The 16805-nt window shown below is 72.8% G+C and carries 14 protein-coding genes; 3 read left to right on the top strand and 11 right to left on the bottom strand.

Going from position 1 to position 16805, the window contains the following annotated elements; all coding sequences use genetic code 11:
- Positions 1-73 precede the first annotated feature (73 nt).
- The gene (locus tag ACFWIC_RS32660) at positions 74-1711 is read left to right on the top strand and encodes a DNA repair helicase XPB (protein WP_329877109.1); all 1638 of its coding nucleotides are present in this window, start codon (positions 74-76) and stop codon (positions 1709-1711) included.
- A 4-nt stretch (positions 1712-1715) separates the two neighbouring features.
- Here ACFWIC_RS32660 and ACFWIC_RS32655 read toward each other — a convergent pair whose 3' ends face one another.
- The 3 genes from ACFWIC_RS32655 to ACFWIC_RS32645 form a co-directional block, all read right to left on the bottom strand.
- Positions 1716-2342 (bottom strand): RloB family protein, encoded by a 627-nt coding sequence (locus tag ACFWIC_RS32655; RefSeq protein ID WP_329948965.1) that lies wholly within the window; start codon positions 2340-2342, stop codon positions 1716-1718.
- Positions 2290-3654: an ATP-binding protein gene (locus ACFWIC_RS32650; RefSeq protein ID WP_329948966.1), complete on the bottom strand. Its 1365-nt coding sequence runs from the start codon at positions 3652-3654 to the stop codon at positions 2290-2292. Before ACFWIC_RS32650 ends, ACFWIC_RS32655 begins: the two co-directional genes overlap by 53 nt.
- Before the next feature lie 97 nt (positions 3655-3751).
- Positions 3752-3937, bottom strand: a complete 186-nt coding sequence (locus ACFWIC_RS32645; protein ID WP_329948967.1) for a hypothetical protein — start codon at positions 3935-3937, stop codon at positions 3752-3754.
- 289 nt (positions 3938-4226) lie between these two features.
- On the opposite strand from ACFWIC_RS32645, the gene ACFWIC_RS32640 reads away from it, so the two are divergent.
- On the top strand, positions 4227-6278 hold the full coding sequence (locus tag ACFWIC_RS32640; protein WP_329948968.1) for an AAA family ATPase: 2052 nt from the start codon (positions 4227-4229) through the stop codon (positions 6276-6278).
- Positions 6279-6415: 137 nt separating this feature from the next.
- On the opposite strand, the gene ACFWIC_RS32635 is transcribed toward ACFWIC_RS32640, so the two are convergent.
- From ACFWIC_RS32635 to ACFWIC_RS32625, 3 genes are all read right to left on the bottom strand, one after another.
- Positions 6416-7102, bottom strand: a complete 687-nt coding sequence (locus ACFWIC_RS32635; RefSeq protein WP_329948969.1) for a copper homeostasis protein CutC — start codon at positions 7100-7102, stop codon at positions 6416-6418.
- A gap of 318 nt (positions 7103-7420) precedes the next feature.
- Positions 7421-8389, bottom strand: a complete 969-nt coding sequence (locus ACFWIC_RS32630; protein ID WP_329948970.1) for a hypothetical protein — start codon at positions 8387-8389, stop codon at positions 7421-7423.
- Positions 8386-8775 (bottom strand): PadR family transcriptional regulator, encoded by a 390-nt coding sequence (locus tag ACFWIC_RS32625; protein WP_329948971.1) that lies wholly within the window; start codon positions 8773-8775, stop codon positions 8386-8388. Before ACFWIC_RS32625 ends, ACFWIC_RS32630 begins: the two co-directional genes overlap by 4 nt.
- Positions 8776-8858: 83 nt before the next feature.
- Between ACFWIC_RS32625 and ACFWIC_RS32620 the strand changes: the two genes are divergently transcribed.
- Positions 8859-9503: a hypothetical protein gene (locus tag ACFWIC_RS32620; protein WP_329948972.1), complete on the top strand. Its 645-nt coding sequence runs from the start codon at positions 8859-8861 to the stop codon at positions 9501-9503.
- A 151-nt stretch (positions 9504-9654) separates the two neighbouring features.
- On the opposite strand, the gene ACFWIC_RS32615 is transcribed toward ACFWIC_RS32620, so the two are convergent.
- The 5 genes from ACFWIC_RS32615 to ACFWIC_RS32595 form a co-directional block, all read right to left on the bottom strand.
- Complete coding sequence (locus ACFWIC_RS32615) at positions 9655-12396, bottom strand: FtsX-like permease family protein (RefSeq protein ID WP_380520683.1); 2742 nt, start codon at positions 12394-12396, stop codon at positions 9655-9657.
- The gene (locus ACFWIC_RS32610) at positions 12393-13145 is read right to left on the bottom strand and encodes an ABC transporter ATP-binding protein (RefSeq protein ID WP_329948974.1); all 753 of its coding nucleotides are present in this window, start codon (positions 13143-13145) and stop codon (positions 12393-12395) included. The genes ACFWIC_RS32615 and ACFWIC_RS32610 overlap by 4 nt, the downstream gene beginning before the upstream one ends.
- Before the next feature lie 311 nt (positions 13146-13456).
- Complete coding sequence (locus tag ACFWIC_RS32605) at positions 13457-13816, bottom strand: hypothetical protein (RefSeq protein ID WP_329948975.1); 360 nt, start codon at positions 13814-13816, stop codon at positions 13457-13459.
- Between the two features lie 169 nt (positions 13817-13985).
- The gene (gene groL, locus ACFWIC_RS32600) at positions 13986-15605 is read right to left on the bottom strand and encodes a chaperonin GroEL (RefSeq protein ID WP_329877131.1); all 1620 of its coding nucleotides are present in this window, start codon (positions 15603-15605) and stop codon (positions 13986-13988) included.
- A gap of 381 nt (positions 15606-15986) precedes the next feature.
- Entirely contained in the window at positions 15987-16190 is a 204-nt protein-coding gene (locus ACFWIC_RS32595) for a cold-shock protein (RefSeq protein WP_030289665.1), read from the bottom strand.
- Positions 16191-16805: the final 615 nt, after the last annotated feature.

The following is a 16805-nucleotide window of genomic DNA, read 5'->3' as shown; positions in this document are numbered from 1 at the left end:
CACGCGGCCGGATGAGCGACACTGGAGGGTCTGCGTCCCTGCAGACCTGTCAGCCAGTGGAGGGCTTCCCCGCGTGAACGACGGACCACTCATCGTCCAGAGCGACAAAACTCTTCTCCTGGAGATCGACCACCCGAAGGCCGCCGACTGCCGGCGCGCCGTCGCGCCGTTCGCCGAGCTGGAGCGTGCGCCCGAGCACGTGCACACCTACCGCATCACCCCGCTCGGGCTGTGGAACGCGCGTGCCGCCGGCCACGACGCCGAACAGGTGGTAGACGCCCTGGTCAAGTACTCCCGCTACCCGGTGCCGCACGCGCTGCTGGTCGACGTGGCCGACACCATGGCCCGGTACGGGCGGCTCCGGCTCAGCAAGCACCCCACCCACGGCCTGGTGCTCACCAGCACCGACCGCCCGGTGCTGGAGGAGGTGCTGCGTTCCAAGAAGATCGCCCCGCTGGTCGGTGCCCGGGTCGACCCCGACACCGTCGTCGTCCACCCCTCCGAGCGCGGCCAGATCAAGCAGATGCTGCTCAAGCTCGGCTGGCCCGCCGAGGACCACGCCGGCTACGTCGACGGGGAGGCCCACCCCATCGAGCTGGACGAGAACGGCTGGCAGCTGCGCCCCTACCAGGCCCAGGCCGTCGAGGGCTTCTGGCACGGCGGATCGGGCGTGGTCGTGCTGCCCTGCGGCGCCGGGAAGACCCTGGTCGGCGCCGCGGCGATGGCGTACGCCAAGTCGACCACGCTGATCCTGGTCACCAACACCGTCTCGGCCCGCCAGTGGAAGCACGAACTGGTCAAGCGGACCTCGCTCACCGAGGACGAGATCGGCGAGTACAGCGGCACCAGGAAGGAGATCCGCCCGGTCACCATCGCCACCTACCAGGTGATGACCACCAAGCGGAAGGGCGTCTACGCCCACCTCGAACTCTTCGACGCCCGCAACTGGGGCCTGGTCGTCTACGACGAGGTCCACCTGCTGCCGGCGCCGGTCTTCAAGTTCACCGCCGACCTCCAGGCCCGCCGCAGGCTCGGCCTGACCGCCACCCTGGTCCGCGAGGACGGCCGCGAGGGCGACGTCTTCTCGCTCATCGGGCCCAAGCGCTTCGACGCACCGTGGAAGGAGATCGAGGCGCAGGGCTACATCGCGCCGGCCGACTGCTGCGAGGTCCGGGTCACCCTGACCGACTCCGAGCGGCTCGCCTACGCCACCGCCGAACCCGAGGAGCGCTACCGCTTCTGCGCGACCACCGCGACCAAGCGCCGCGTGGTGGAGGCGCTGGTCAAGAAGCACGAGAAGGACCAGACGCTGATCATCGGGCAGTACATCGACCAGCTCGACGAGCTCGGCGAGACCCTGGACGCCCCCGTGATCAAGGGCGAGACCAGCAACGCCCAGCGCGAGAAGCTGTTCGACGCGTTCCGCAACAAGGAGATCAGCGTCCTGGTCGTCTCCAAGGTCGCCAACTTCTCCATCGACCTGCCCGAGGCGACCGTCGCCATCCAGGTGTCCGGCACGTTCGGCTCCCGCCAGGAGGAGGCCCAGCGCCTCGGCCGCGTCCTGCGACCGAAGGCCGACGGCCACTCGGCCCACTTCTACTCCGTGGTCGCCCGCGACACCGTCGACCAGGACTTCGCGGCCCACCGCCAGCGGTTCCTGGCCGAGCAGGGCTACGCCTACCGCATCATCGACGCGGACGACGTGCTGTGACCGGTCACGGCCGGTAGTCCAGGGCGTCCAGCAGACCACCCACCGAGGTGCACGGATTGCTGACGCACCAGCACTCGATCTGCCCGTCCGGCTGCTCGTGCCGGGCGTGCAGATCGAGTGCCGCGGCGCGGGCCTTGACGGTCAGGCCCCTGACGTCGTCGAAGGCGAACTCCTTCCTCTTGGGGTCGTACCCCTTGAGGACCTTCGCCAGTTCCCTGGCTGCCTGGTGGCTCTGCAGGTACGCCCGGCCCCGGTCGAAGTGGAGCAGGAGCCAGAGCTCGAAACACGGCGAGGAGAGCGCGCACTTCACGCCCTTCTCGCGAGCGAGTCTCAGGGCCCGGTCGAGGGACGGTGCCTGCTGCGGGGCTTCGACGTCCAGCACGCACCACACCTCGTCGAACGACTCGTCCGCACGGGCAGCGTGGGCTATCGCGGAGTTGACGAGCGACCACGGCTCACCGTGCGTGTTGCCGATCTTCAACGAGATCGGCTTGCTCCGAAGGTCCTTGACGAGGCCGCGGAGGTAGATCTTCTCCGTGACCTCCCCCTCGCAGTAGACCAGGAAACGGCGCTCCTGCTCACGCGTGTTCGCGTTCTGCTTCTTCGTCCCGAGCGGCTTGCCCCGCCTCATCGACCCCACGCTTCGCCCCGATCCCCACCAGAAGCTCTTCGTCGAAGAAAGGTAGCGCACCGTAACGGCCTGCGAGGTAGCGCTTCTCAAGATTCTCGACACCGTCCCTGACCCTGAAGTCGACCAGTGCGGTCAGCTCCGTGGCCCCCGTACGGGCGTCCTTGGTCGCCAGGTAGACCTGGTCCCGGTGCAGATTCGCCTCGCTGTGCGGGGCGAGCAGTGTCGCGTCATGCGTGTTGAAGAGGAGTTGGGCACCGCCTGTGTTCCACTCCCGGTTCTGGAAGAGTGCCACCAGGCGGGCAGCGAGATGCGGATGCAGCCGTGCGTCCAACTCGTCGACGACGAGGAGTGATCCGTCCTGCAGCGCGCCGACCACCGGTCCGAGCAGTCCGGCCCAGGTACGCGTGCCGTTCGACTCGTCGTGGAGATCGAGAGTCACGGGCCCGCCCTCCGCCGCGTGGACGAAGCCGATCTGGGGGGCCGGCTTCACGTCGAACGCCTCGTCCTCCGGAATCTCGGGAACCAGGACCCGCATGGCCGACCTCACCTGACGCACACGTTCGTCGTCCCACTCCTCCTCGGTGATCGAAAGATCGGTGATACCAAGGTCCGCGAACTGGAGCAGGCCCCTGAGCCTGTCGCGATATTCCTCCGATTTGTCCCACAACCTGCGCGTCTCCTGGATCCTCGCGCCGAAGTTCGCGTCGAGTGCAACCTTGAGCCCGCGGTGAAACCAGCGGTGGATTCGCCGCAGAATGTCATGGTTGTTTCCCGCCCCCGCCGACAGGTAGAGGCTGTTCGGCCGCACGACGTCCTCGATCAGCCGCCTGCGCCCCCGGAAGCTCGGCCCGTACGCGTAGCTCGACGTCCCGTCGTCGGCCACCGAACGCTCGAAGAGACGGCGTGGTCGCCCCTCCGGAAAGCTCCTGAGCCACTCCTCGCGCACCTGCCGGTCGTCCAGCTCGAAGCCGTACTCGAAGTGGACGCCGTCGAGCACGATGTCCACGGCGAACGCGGACGGCGCCGCCCGGCCCCCTGCGGTGAGCAGGAACGGGACACGCGACGTGCCACCGTCCGGCAGCCACCGGGCGTGCGATTCGAGGACCGCACGACGCATGTAGACGAGCGCCCGCAGCGCGTTGGACTTGCCTGACGCGTTGGCCCCGAGAATGGCGAGCGCCGGGAGCACGCGGACACCCGCCGAAGACGCCTCGGTCACCGCGATGTCGTCATGCTCGTCGGTGGCGACCAGGCTCAGCTCCTGCTCCTCCAGGAGCGACGCGTGGTTGGCCACCCGGAACCGCATCAGCATCGTTGGCCCTCCTCATCCATTCGATGGGGAGACTACCCAAATCAAACTGCCGAAATCTGCAAAGTTCCGCGAATTCAGGCTTCTGATTGCACTCTGCTCAGTACTTGACGCCGTCGCGCCCGAGGAGGACCACGCGCGTGGCGGTGTCGAGGGCGATGCCGACGTTGCGGACGGCGGTGGTCAGGGGGCTGCGGCGGCGGCCGGGGGTGCCGGTCGCGGTGGCGCCGGCGGGGGCGGACTGCTGGGACGGCACTCGGGGCGCCGTGATGTGTACGGTGCTCATGGTTCAACGGTAGGTTCCGGACACGCCGGGCACATCACCCCAAAGGCCGTATCCGGCAGGACGGAGGTCGTCCTCCGGGAGTACGGAGGCCCCGAGGGATCCAGGAGCTGGAACCCGGAGGCGGACCGGACTAGGATCGTCCGTCTGCCCCCTCCCGAACCGTGGTACCTGCTGTAGTCGCGCAGGCAGCCGGGGGAGGCGCCGTCCGTTCGGCAACCGGTCGGCCGTACACACCGTGAGCTCCTACGATCCGCTGCGCCCGCCCGCGGGGCAGCCGGAAAGGTTCGCTGTGCCCGCCACCCCCACCACCGACCCCCTGCAGCGCGAACGCGACCACCTGGCGTCCTCCCGCGCCGCGCTGCGCGCGATGCGCGAGGACGTCGAGTCGCTGGACATCAGCGACGTGACCGGCACCTGGGTCACCGCCGTCGTGCTCCGGAACCAGATCGAGGCCCGGATCGCCTCCCTGGCCGACCTCTCGCACACCCCGCTCTTCTTCGGCCGCCTCGACTACCTCCACGCGATCAGCGAGGAGCTGTCCGAGGGCTCCGGCGGCGAGAGCTTCTACATCGGCCGCCGGCACGTGCACGACGCCGGCGGCGACCCCATGGTGATCGACTGGCGCGCGCCGGTCTCCCAGCCGTTCTACCGGGCCAGCCGGACCGACCCCCTGGACGTCGAGCGGCGCCGCCGGTTCGGCTACACCGGCGGCGAACTGACCGCGTACGAGGACGAGCACCTCACCGACCCGGCGGAGCACGACACCTCCTCCGCGCTGCTGGCCGCCGAGATCGAGAAGCCCCGCGTCGGCCCGATGCGCGACATCGTGGCCACCATCCAGCCGGAGCAGGACGAGATCGTCCGCGCCGACGTCTCCGGCACCCTCTGCGTCCAGGGCGCGCCCGGCACCGGGAAGACCGCCGTCGGCCTGCACCGGGTGGCGTACCTGCTGTACGCGCACCGCGAGCGGCTCGCGCGGACCGGCACGCTGGTGATCGGTCCGAACAACGCCTTCCTCTCCTACATCGAGCAGGTGCTGCCCGCGCTCGGCGAGGTGGACGTCGCCCAGGCGACCGTGCAGCAGCTGGTCGGACACGTCGAGGTACGGGGCGAGGACTCCGCCGAGGCGGCCCGGCTGAAGGGCGACGCCCGGATGGCCGAGGTGCTGCGCCGGGCGGTCCGGGCCGGCATCACCCTGCCCACCGAGCCCTGCGTGGTGGTCCGCGGCTCCCGCCGCTGGCGCGTCCCGGCGTACGAACTGATCGAGATCATCGAGGAGTTGAAGAGCCGCGACATCCGGTACGGCGCCGCCCGGGATGCCCTGCCGCAGCGGATCTCGCACGCCGTGCTGCTGAAGATGGAGCAGGGCGGCGAGGCCCCGGACGACCGGGTGCAGGACGCGGTGGCCCGCAACGCGGCGGTGAAGGCGGTGGTCAAGGAGTGCTGGCCGCTGGTGGAGCCGGCCAAGCTGGTGCTGCGCCTGCTCTCCGAGCCGGAGTTCCTCGCCGCGTGCGCGGACGGCCTGCTGACCGACGAGGAGCAGGCCGCCGTGCTGTGGCCGAAGCCGGGCCGCTCGGTGAGGACCGCCCGCTGGACGGCCGCCGACGCCGTCCTCGTCGACGAGGCGACCGACCTGGTGCAGCGCACGCCCTCGCTCGGCCACGTGGTCCTCGACGAGGCGCAGGACCTCTCGCCGATGCAGTACCGCGCGGTCGGCCGCCGCTGCTCCACCGGCTCGGCGACCGTGCTCGGCGACCTCGCCCAGGGCACCACCCCCTGGGCGACGGCGAGCTGGCCGGAGGCCCTGCACCACCTCGGCAAGCCGGGCGCCCACATCGAGGAGCTGACCAAGGGCTTCCGGGTGCCGGAGGAGGTCATCTCCTACGCGTCCCGGCTGCTGCCGGCGATCGCGCCCGGACTGGCCCCGGCCGGCTCGGTCCGCGACGCCCCGGGGTCGCTGATCGTCCGTCACGTCGACGGCGCGGAGCGGGTGGAGGCGGTGGTCGAGGCCTGCCGCCGGGCGCTGCTCAACGAGGGGTCGACCGGCCTGATCGCGGCGGACGCGCACGTCCCGCTGCTCGCGCAGGCCCTGGCGGCGGCCGGCCTGCCGCACCTCGCCCCGGGCACCGAGACCAGCGCGGAGGCCCGGCTGACGCTCGTCCCGGCCTCGCTGGCCAAGGGTCTGGAGTACGACTACGTGGTGCTCGACGAGCCGGCCGCGGTGATCGCCGGCGAGCCGGACGAGCGGACGGGCCTGCGGCGGCTGTACGTGTCGCTGACCCGTGCGGTCTCCGGCCTGGAGGTCCTGCACTCGGAGCCGCTGCCCGAGCAGCTGCGCTGACGGACGCGACGCCGGAGGACGGGGCACGGGGCACGGGGCGCCGGGTACCGGGCACCGACGGACCGCGCGACGGCGGACGGTGGCGCCACGACGGAGGGGCCGGCCCGTGGAGGGCCGGCCCCGGGCTCCGACGTGGTTCAGCCGCCGATCAGCGCCCGCCACTCGGCCACCTTGGCGGCGTCCACCGGCGACTGCCACCCGTCGACCCGCACCGCGCCGCCGACGTGGAAGGCGTCGAAGCCGGCCGCCAGCAGCCCGGCCAGGTGCTCGGCGCGCAGGCCGCCGCCGATCAGGATCCGCTGGGTGTAGCCGGGCTCGCCGGCGCGGGCCAGCTCGGCCAGCAGGACGTCCCGGCCCGCGTCCACGCCGCCGGCCGCGCCGGAGGTGAGGAAGGTGTCGAGTCCGGGCAGCGCGCCGACGGCCGCGCGCACGGCGGCCCGGTCGGCGCTGTGGTCGACCGCCCGGTGGAAGGTCCACCGGCAGCCGGCCACCGCGTCGGCGACGGCCTCGGTGGCGGCGAGGTCGACGCCGCCGTCGGCGTCGAGGAAGCCGAAGACGAACTCGTCGGCGCCCTCGGCCCGGAGGGCGGCGGCGCGGGCGCGCAGCTCGTCCAGGTCTCCGGGCGCGAAGCCGTCGCGCAGGCGCAGCATGACGCGCAGCGGCAGCTCCACGGCGTCGCGGATCTTGGCGAAGTCCTCGACCGAGGGGGTCAGCCCGTCGGCGGCCATGTCCGTGACCAGTTCGAGCCGGTCGGCGCCGCCCGACTCGGCGGCCTGGGCGTCCTGGGGCGTCAGCGCGATGACTTCGAAAATTGGTCTAGACATATCACACAGCCTGCCACATCGGGCAGCACCCGGCGAGCCCCGTGCAGCCACCCGGAGCACCGAATCCACCCGCCCCTTCCGGCAACCTCGTCCACCGCACCCGCCCGGCGACGGCGCGACCGGCCCCGGCCCCGGCCCCGGCCCCGGACAGACCGAACGGCCCCGACCGCGACCCCGGACAGACCGAACGGCCGGACGACCGGTCCCACATCCGGTCGTCCGGCCGTTCAGGGGCGGCGAAGCCCCGGCCGTCCCCGCTCCGGCGGGGTTCGCGCGAACCCCTCCGGGCCCGCGGATCCCCGACGGATCCGAGTGCACTCAGGCGAGGCTCCGGCCACCTCCCGCCCCGGCTCCACTCCGGCCGAGGATCCGGCCGAGGGCCAGCAGCACCACCAGCGCGACGCCCATCAGCGGCAGCAGTCGCCACGCCCCGCCGACCACCTGCCAGGCCCGGAAGAGACTGAACCCCGCGCTCAGCGCGAGCACCGTCAGCCCCATCGCCGCCGGCGCCAGCCGTCCCCGGGCCACCCCGAGCAGCGACACCAGCGGGACGATCAGCAGCAGCGCCGCCGTCCGCCCGTCCATCAGCACGAAGGAGCTGTAGAACTCCTCGGCCAGCAGGACCAGCCCGCCCCCGACCATCGAGGCCACCACCACGGCACGGCTCCGCCAGGTCGGACGTTCCAGCAGTTCCTGCGGCGCGAGCGCGAAGAGCAGGCCGGACACCAGCTGCGGTGTCGCCTCGCAGCTCCCCAGGAAGAACTGCCACCCGTCGTGCGAGACCCCGATCACCTCGACCATCCGGAACGCCCCGGCGAGGACCACGACCAGCGCCGTCACCCGGGCGGCCTGCCAGCGGCCCGCCAGCACGAAGGCGACGAGCAGCAGCGGGACGAACATCTCCCCGACGGAGGCGATGAACCCGGGCACGTGCGTGATGTGGTCCGGCGTCATCAGCAGCCTGGGCCGGTAGGAGCCGACCGCGCTCCCCAGCGCCTGCGCCACCCCCAGCCCCGCGATCGCCCCGGCGATCAGCGGCGCGGCGGCCGCGAGCAGCTGCCCCAGGCGGGACGAGGCGGTCAGCCCGGCGCGCATGCGCAGGCCGTAGGCCCCGAGGTCGACCGCCTCCCGGGCGGTCGCCAGCTTGCCGGCCTCGGCCGTGCTGTCGGCGAAGACGGCGGACAGCTCGTCCCCGCGCTCCCGGCGGTAGCGGGCCGGGTAGAGCCGGAGCGCGGCGCGGAACGCCACCGGCTCCGCCAGGAATCCCGGAAAGGTCTGATGAGTCATGCGAAGGCCCCCCTGACCCTCAGGAACGCGGGCCGCGCCGTTCCGGTCGGACGGACGGCGGCGGGCCGGACGGCCGCCAGCCTGCGCCGCGCCTCCTCGGCGACGGCGGCCAGCCGTTCGGCCTCGGTGCCCAGCGCGCCCCGTCCGCCCTCGGTGAGCGCGTAGGTGCGGCGGGCCCTGCCGTCGACGACCTCCTCGGCAGCGACCTCGATCAGGCCCTGCTGGAGCAGCCGGTCGAGCGCGCCGTACAGCGTGCCGGTGCGCATCGTGACCCGGCCGCCGGAAATCGCGGCGACTTCCTGGATGAGCGCGTAGCCGTGCCGGGGGGCATCGGCGAGCGCGGTGAGCAGGAGCAGCGTCGGCTCCTGCATGGCCCGTTCTGTCATGGAACTACATATACCGTCCACCGACATATCCAGTCCAGCGGAATCCGTCACCGATCCGGGTGACGGCCGGACAGAATGACCCCATGCCCGACGCACCCGACCCCGGTCTCCTCGCCGCCTGGACCGCCCTGCTCCGCCGCTGCGGCACCGGGGCCGACCCCGAGCCGGCCGGACGGGAGCTGCTGCGGCGCTGGGCCGAACCGCAGCGGCGGTACCACACCACCGAGCACCTGCGCGCGGTCCTGGCCCACGTCGACGCGCTCGCCGGGCACGCCGCCGACCCGGACGCCGTCCGGCTGGCCGCCTGGTTCCACGACGCCGTCTACCGCCCGGACCGCTCGGAGAACGAGGAGCGCAGCGCCGTCCTCGCCGTCCGCGCGCTCACCGAGGCGGGGCTCGCCGCCGCACGGGTCGACGAGGTCGCCCGGCTGGTCCGGCTCACCGTCACCCACCACCCCGACCCCGGTGACCGCGACGGCGAGGTGCTCTGCGACGCCGACCTCGCCGTCCTCGGCGGTCCGCCGGACGCCTACGCGGCGTACGCGGCAGCCGTCCGGGAGGAGTACGCCTTCGTCCCCGAGCCGGACTTCCGCGCCGGGCGCGCGGCGGTGCTCCGGCAGCTGCTCGCGCTCCCCGCGCTCTACCGCACGCCCACCGCGCACGAGCGGTTCGACGCCCCCGCACGCGCCAACCTGGCCGCCGAGCTCGCCGGACTCACCCGCGCGTAGGCCCTCCGGTGCCCGGCGGGCCCGCCACCCGGGCCCCAGGCCACCCGGGCCCCGTTCCGATGCCTCCCGGACAGGGGCGGGCCCGGCCGCCGAAGCAGCCGGGCCCGTCGAAGCACGGCCCACCGGAGCGGGCACGGGAGGCACGGCCCCGTCAGCCGGCCCGCCGCGCCAGCGGCAGCCCCCCTCGGGTGAACGCGGCCGCTCCCAGCCCGGCCACCACCGGCAGCACCACCGTGACCAGCAGGATCACCCCCCACGGTGCGGCGAACGGCGCCGCCGAGCTCCCGGCACTGTGCGCCCGGAGCAGCCCCATCGCCGGTACGAACCCGCTGATCGTGCCGAGCACCGCCCCGATCGCCGCGATCAGCGCGCACTGCAGACCGGCCTGCACCCGCCGGATCCGCGGCGGCGCGCCGACCGCGGCCAGCGTGGCCTGGTCGTTGCGCGAGTCCGCGGCGGCGAGCCCGGTGGCCACGGCCGCGGCGCCCAGCACCACGACGGCCGCGAACCCGGTGAGCGCCACGGTGTTCAGGTTGCTCTTCGGGTCGTAGCCCCGCTCCACCCGGAGCTGGGCGAACGGGACGATCCGTGCCACGGTCGCCTCGGCCCGCTGCTGCTCCTTCGGGGTGGGCACCGTCTCCGGCAGCCAGACCGACCCGGCCGGCCGGGCTTCGAGACCGGCCTTCCGCACCGCGTCGAGGCTCATCAGGACCGGCCCGAACCGGGCGGCTTCCGGGTTCTCCACCAGGACCGCCTCGACGCCGACCTCGCGGTTCTCCGTCTGCGGCGCCTGGCCGGGCTGGACCGGTCCACCGGCGCCGCCCTGCATCGTCAGCACCGCCCGGCCGTCGCGCAGGAAGGCTCGGTCGAAGACGACCGTCCTGCCGGCCGCCAGTGCCTCCTCGGCGGTCCGGTCGTGCAGGCCGAACAGGTTGTGCAGGACGGTCGCGTCCCCGGCCAGCGTCCGGACCGCGGACCTGCCCCGTTCGACCGGGCCCGTCCCCTGGATCCGCACGCTGGAGGAGCACTCCGGGCAGAACACGTAGACGACCTCGTGGACGTCGGCGCGGGTGCCGAGCCCGGGCAGGTCCTGCTCGACGGAGGTGCGCAGCCGCGTCAGCTGCGGACTGTCCGGCTTGAGGGCGGCGTCGACCACGACGGCGCCGGGCGGGGCCTCCGGACGGTAGGCGGCGCGTTCCTGCGCGTCGGTACCGGTGGTGTAGACGCCGACGGCGACGGCCCCGGCGACGGCGGCCAGCACGGCGGCCACGGCCGGCGCGGTCCGGCCGCGGTGGCGGGCCGAGTCGCGCAGGGCGAGCCGGGGGCCGAGCGGGAGCCGGCGGGCCAGCCTGCCGAACAGGGCGATCAGCATCGGGGTGAACAGCAGCAGGCCCATTTCGGCGGTGGCCGCTCCGGCCAGTACCGAGAGGGTCCGGGCGGTGAAGCTCCCGACCACCGGCATGCCGGCACTGGAGTACGTGCCGACCCCGTAGACCGCCACGGCCGCGCCGGCGCCGACCAGCAGCAGACCCACGACCGGGGCCCAGCGGCTGGGGGCGGTGACGGTGTCGCGGCCGGTGAGACCGGCCACCACGTCACGGCGGGCTGCCTGCACGGCGGGCAGCACGGCGGCCAGCAGTGCGGTGAGGACGCCGACGCCGGCGATCGCCAGCAGGTCGACCGGGGCGAGCGCGAAGTGTCCGAAGCGGCTGCCGCCCGCCTCCTCGGCCCAGGGCCGGACGGCGGCGACCAGTCCGGTGCCGAGTCCGACACCGAGCGCGGCACCGGCCAGCCCGAGCACCAGCCCGGCGCCGAGGACCACGGCGCGGACGTGGCCGCGGTGGCCTCCGGCCGCCCCGATCAGGGCGAGCTGGCGGCGCGAGCGGCGGGCGCCCACGGCGAACGCGGGGCCGGCCAGCAGCGCGACCTCCAGCAGTGCCATCCCGACGACGGTGACGAGCACGACGGTCCGGTTGTCCGTGGCGGCCGTGAGGTCCACCGGCCGGTCCAGCTGGTAGGGGACGGCGGACCGGGCGGGCGGGTCGAGGGTGACGGCCCGGGAGGTGACGGTGAAGCCGTACCTGTTGAACTCCTGGACCTTGGCCCAGTCGAGCCGTCCACCGGCGGGCAGCCGCACCAGCCACTGCTCCGGCGGGGCGCCCTCGTCGGCGACCGGGGCGGTGATCCCGGCGGTCTTCGGCGCCATCGCCGCCGTGAGCGGGGCGACCACCTCGCCGGGGCGGCCGACCAGCTCCACCTTGTCCAGGTCCCCGGGGTGCTCGACCACGCCGGTCAGGGTGAACGGGGTCGCCAGGCCCTTGAGCGTGGTGGCGTCGCCGATCCGCAGCCCGGCCTCGTCGAGGAAGGCCCGGGTGACGGCGGCCTCGTGCGGCGCGGAGGGGGCCCGGCCCTCGACCAGGTCGAGACGGCCGGACCAGTCCTTCGCCGTCAGGTCGGCCTCACCGGTCGAGGTGGTGAACAGGCCCTCCCGGGTCGAGGCGCTGACCTCGGGTCCGGGGGTGGCCGGCAGGAGCACGGCCCCGGGCGGCAGCAACCCGGCGACCAGGGCGGCCGGGGCCGTCGCGGCGGCGCGCTGCTGCTCGGCGGTGGCCGTCTCCCCGGCCACCAGCACCCGGACGCCGTCCTCGGCGACCGGGGCCTGTTCGACCGCGCGGCCCGGCCGGTAGGCGGTGACCAGCGCGTCGGTGCCGCCCATGAGCCGCTCGGCCCGCTCGCCGGGGGTGAGCTGGCCGCTGCGGTAGACGACGTCGGCGCCGGTGACACCGAGGACGGGCAGGGCGATCATGGCGACGACGAGGGCGCTGCGGCCCTTGGCGCGCAGGGCGTCGCGGCGGGCGATGCGCAGCGCGACGCGCAGGGCGGAGAGCCTCATCGACCGGCTCCGTTCCGGCTGGAGAGCAGCATCAGGGTCTCGGCGTCCCGGCCGATGCTCTCGTCGACGATCCGGCCGTCGCGAAGGAAGACCACGCGGTCGGCCCAGACGGCGTGCCGGGGTTCGTGCGTGACCATCATGGCGGCGGCGCCGGCGTCGCAGCGGGCCCGCAGCACCGCGAGGACGGCCTCCCCGGTGGCGGAGTCGAGGGCGCCGGTGGGTTCGTCGGCGAGGACGAGGCGGCGGTCGCCGACGAGCGCGCGGGCGATGGCGACGCGCTGCTGCTGACCGCCGGACATCTCCTCGGGGAAGCGGTCGGCCAGCTCGGCGATGCCCAGTTCGGTGAGTGCGGCCAGTGCCTCGCGGCGGGCGATCCGCCCGGAGGTGCCGTCCAGCTCCCGGGGCAGCGCGATGTTCTCGGCGGCGGTGAGGGCCGGAATCAGGTTGTAGTCCTGGAAGACGTAGCCGACCGAGCGACGGCGGACGGCGGCGAGCCCGGTCCGGCTCAGTCCGCCGAGCTCGACGCCCTCGACCAGCACCTCCCCGCCGGAGGGCCGGTCGAGACCGCCGGCCAGCGTCAGCAGGGTGGACTTGCCGGAGCCGGACGGGCCCATCACGGCGACGAACTCCCCGGGGTGGACGGCCAGGTCGACGCCGCGCAGCGCGTGCACCTCGGACGGGCCCTGCCCGTGCACCCGGGTGACGTTCCGCAGCTGCAGGACGGGCCGGGCCAAATCTGACTGGGACATGCTTCTCCCCCTCGTTTCGCGTGGGCGGACGGCCTCGCGGCCGGCGGCGCCCTACATACCGAGTATGTATACCCCCACCCGAAGGGGTGACTCAAGTGCCCGACATAAGTCGGTAGACTGCATATGCAGGTTACGCGAGTCGGAGCCGCGAAAAAAGCCGCCGCACCCGGAGGCACGGCGGCGGACGAGGAGAAGCGGGGGAACCCGGCAGGGGGAGGGCGGGGGAAGCGGCAGGGGCGGCAAGGAGCACGGCGACAGAGGGGACGGCGGAGACGACCGGGGCAGTGGGCGGCGCCGGAACGGCGGGGGCGTCAGGCGAGCTGCCCGACGGGCGCCACCGCGGCGCCCTGCTTGCCGCAGACCCAGTGCGGCTCGGGGCCCAGCTCCGGCTCCACGCCGAGCGCGTGCGGGTCCCCGTCCGCCGCGCACTCGGCGCAGAGCGGCCAGCGGCCGTAGTTCTCCAGCAGCGCGTCCTGGACGTCCTGGGCGACCAGCCCGAGCACGTACTCGGTGCCGTCCGGCCACTGCTCCAGCCACCAGCGCCGGTGCGTCACGGCCTGCTCGACCAGCGACACCACGGCGGCGTCCGCCACGTCCCGTGCGGTGAGGTCGGCCAGAATCAGCGCCCGTGCGGTGTGCAGCGCCGTCTCGATGTCGTCAGGGGAAGCCATCGGCCCATTCTCCCAAACCCGCCGCCGCCCCGGACGCCCTCCGCACGAGGCCCCGCCGAACCGCCCGGCGCCGCGCCCCCGCAAACGCCCTGCTCCCCCGCAAACGCCGCACGGGCGGCCCCCCGAAGGGGACCGCCCGTGCGGACGAGGAACCGTCCGATCCGAAGGATCAGAAGTCCATGTCACCGCCCGGCATGCCGCCGCCGGCGGCCGAAGCCTTCTCCGGCTTGTCGGCGATGACGGCCTCGGTGGTGAGGAAGAGCGCCGCGATGGAGGCGGCGTTCTGCAGCGCGGAGCGGGTGACCTTCGCCGGGTCGATGATGCCCGCGGCGATGAGGTCGACGTACTCGTTGGTCGCGGCGTTCAGGCCGTGGCCGGCGGGAAGGTTGCGCACCTTCTCCACCACGACGCCACCCTCGAGACCGGCGTTGGTCGCGATCTGCTTGATCGGGGCCTCCAGCGCGATCTTGACGATGTTGGCACCGGTGGCCTCGTCGCCCTCCAGCTCCAGCTTGTCGAACGCGACGGCGGCCTGCAGCAGGGCGACGCCACCACCGGCGACGATGCCCTCCTCGACGGCGGCCTTGGCGTTGCGCACCGCGTCCTCGATGCGGTGCTTGCGCTCCTTGAGCTCCACCTCGGTGGCCGCGCCGGCCTTGATGACGGCCACGCCGCCGGCCAGCTTGGCGAGGCGCTCCTGGAGCTTCTCGCGGTCGTAGTCCGAGTCGCTGTTCTCGATCTCGACGCGGATCTGGCTCACGCGACCGGCGACCTGCTCGCCGTCGCCGCCACCGTCGACGATGGTCGTCTCGTCCTTGGTGATGACCACCTTGCGGGCGGTGCCCAGCAGGTCGAGGCCGGCGCTCTCCAGCTTCAGGCCCACCTCCTCGGCGATCACGGTGCCGCCGGTGAGGATGGCGATGTCCTGGAGCATGGCCTTGCGGCGGTCACCGAAGCCCGGGGCCTTGACGGCGACGGACTTGAAGGTGCCCTTGATCTTGTTCACGACCAGGGTCGACAGGGCCTCGGCCTCGACGTCCTCGGCGATGATGACGAGCGGCTTGCCGCTCTGCATGACCTTCTCCAGCAGCGGCAGGAGGTCCTTGACCGAGCCGATCTTGGAGTTGGCGATCAGGATGTACGGCTCGTCGAAGACGGCCTCCATGCGCTCCAGGTCGGTGGCGAAGTAGGCCGAGATGTAGCCCTTGTCGAAGCGCATGCCCTCGGTGAGCTCAAGCTCCAGACCGAAGGTGTTGCTCTCCTCGACGGTGATGACGCCTTCCTTGCCGACCTTGTCCATGGCCTCGGCGATGAGCTCGCCGATCTGGGTGTCGGCGGCCGAGATGGAGGCGGTGGAGGCGATCTGCTCCTTGGTCTCCACGTCCTTGGCCTGGGCCAGCAGCTGGTCGGAGACGGCGATGACGGCCTTCTCGATACCACGCTTCAGGGCCATCGGGTTGGCGCCGGCGGCGACGTTGCGCAGACCCTCGCGAACGAGCGCCTGGGCCAGCACGGTGGCGGTGGTGGTGCCGTCACCCGCGACGTCGTCGGTCTTCTTGGCGACCTCCTTGACGAGCTCCGCACCGATCTTCTCGTACGGGTCCTCGAGCTCGATCTCCTTGGCAATGGAGACACCGTCGTTGGTGATCGTGGGGGCGCCCCACTTCTTCTCCAGAACGACGTTGCGACCCTTGGGGCCGAGCGTGACCTTCACCGCGTCGGCGAGCTGGTTCATGCCACGCTCAAGGCCGCGGCGAGCTTCCTCATCAAAGGCGATGATCTTGGCCATCTGAAGTGGTCCTCCGGGACACGGTCGACTGCTCGGACCAAGGGGTGCCCGCGACGGACGGCCCTGGTATGCGGGGGTCCCTTCCCCTACCGCTCCCTGGGGCCTCACCGACCCGGTCCGCTTATCACTCTCAAGCTGTGAGTGCTAACGCCAATGATTAGCACTCTAGGTGGGCGAGTGCAAGCCCAATCGGCAATCCGCGAGCGCCTCCGGGGCCCTCCGCACGCCCCCCTCCGGGGCCCCTCCGGCGGTCCCCGTCCGCCTCCGGACGCACCCCCGGACAGGCCGGCGGGCCCGTACGACGTGTGTCGTACGGGCCCGCCGGGAAGCGAGAGGCGCACCAGCCGATGAGCCGAGCCGAACTCCTGGGTGTCGGAAAGGTCAGACCGCCGCGCGGACCATGTCCGCCTGCGGGCCCTTCTGCCCCTGAGAGATCTCGAACTCGACCCGCTGGCCCTCCTCAAGGGTGCGGTAGCCGTCCATCTGGATCGCGCTGTAGTGGACGAAGACGTCCGCACCACCGTCGACCGCGATGAAGCCGTAGCCCTTCTCCGCGTTGAACCACTTGACGGTGCCCTGAGCCATTCCGAACTCCCCTAGTGCTGTGCTGGCCCTTCACGTGCCCGCAGGTCTGCGGGCCCGGGTCTGGTTGGAGGCCGGCCCGGGGAACCCCCCCTGGGCGCAACCGCGCACGCCACAATCCCCCCGACGCCGCCGGACGGTATCCGGCGAACGGGCGATTGCGTCGACCGCGGCTGAATGTATCCGGATCGACGCCCTCTGCAACAGGGTCAACGGTTGGGAATTCCCCGGCATGATCAAGGGACAGCCCGGGAGTAATCGGGAGGAAGGCCGCCTTTCCTCCCGGACATAGCGGACGGAATGCCCGAAATCCGCTCCAGAATTCTGACACCGGCCTGACATGTTTCCCTCCCGCGGGCCCGTCGCCGGTCTCAACGGCCGGACGGTCGGCGGCGGTACGGGTGCGAGTGGGCGCGATCGCCGGGAGGGCGGGGAGGGGCGGCGCTGTTCCCGGTACGGCGACACTTTACTCCGCCCGGGACGGAAAATATTCCCGCCAAAATACGACCGGCCGTGGGGGGGGGGGGCATTACGGGCCCCCACCGGCCGGGGGCGGGGGAAATGGGCGCGACCCCCCCCCCCCCCCCCCCCCGATGAGGAGAGGGGACGCCCGCCAAG

Source organism: Kitasatospora sp. NPDC127035 (assembly GCF_042726075.1).
Taxonomy (GTDB): Bacteria; Actinomycetota; Actinomycetes; order Streptomycetales; family Streptomycetaceae; genus Kitasatospora.
Note: the sequence above shows the minus strand (reverse complement) of the source record. Positions and strands in the feature narration are given on the sequence as shown.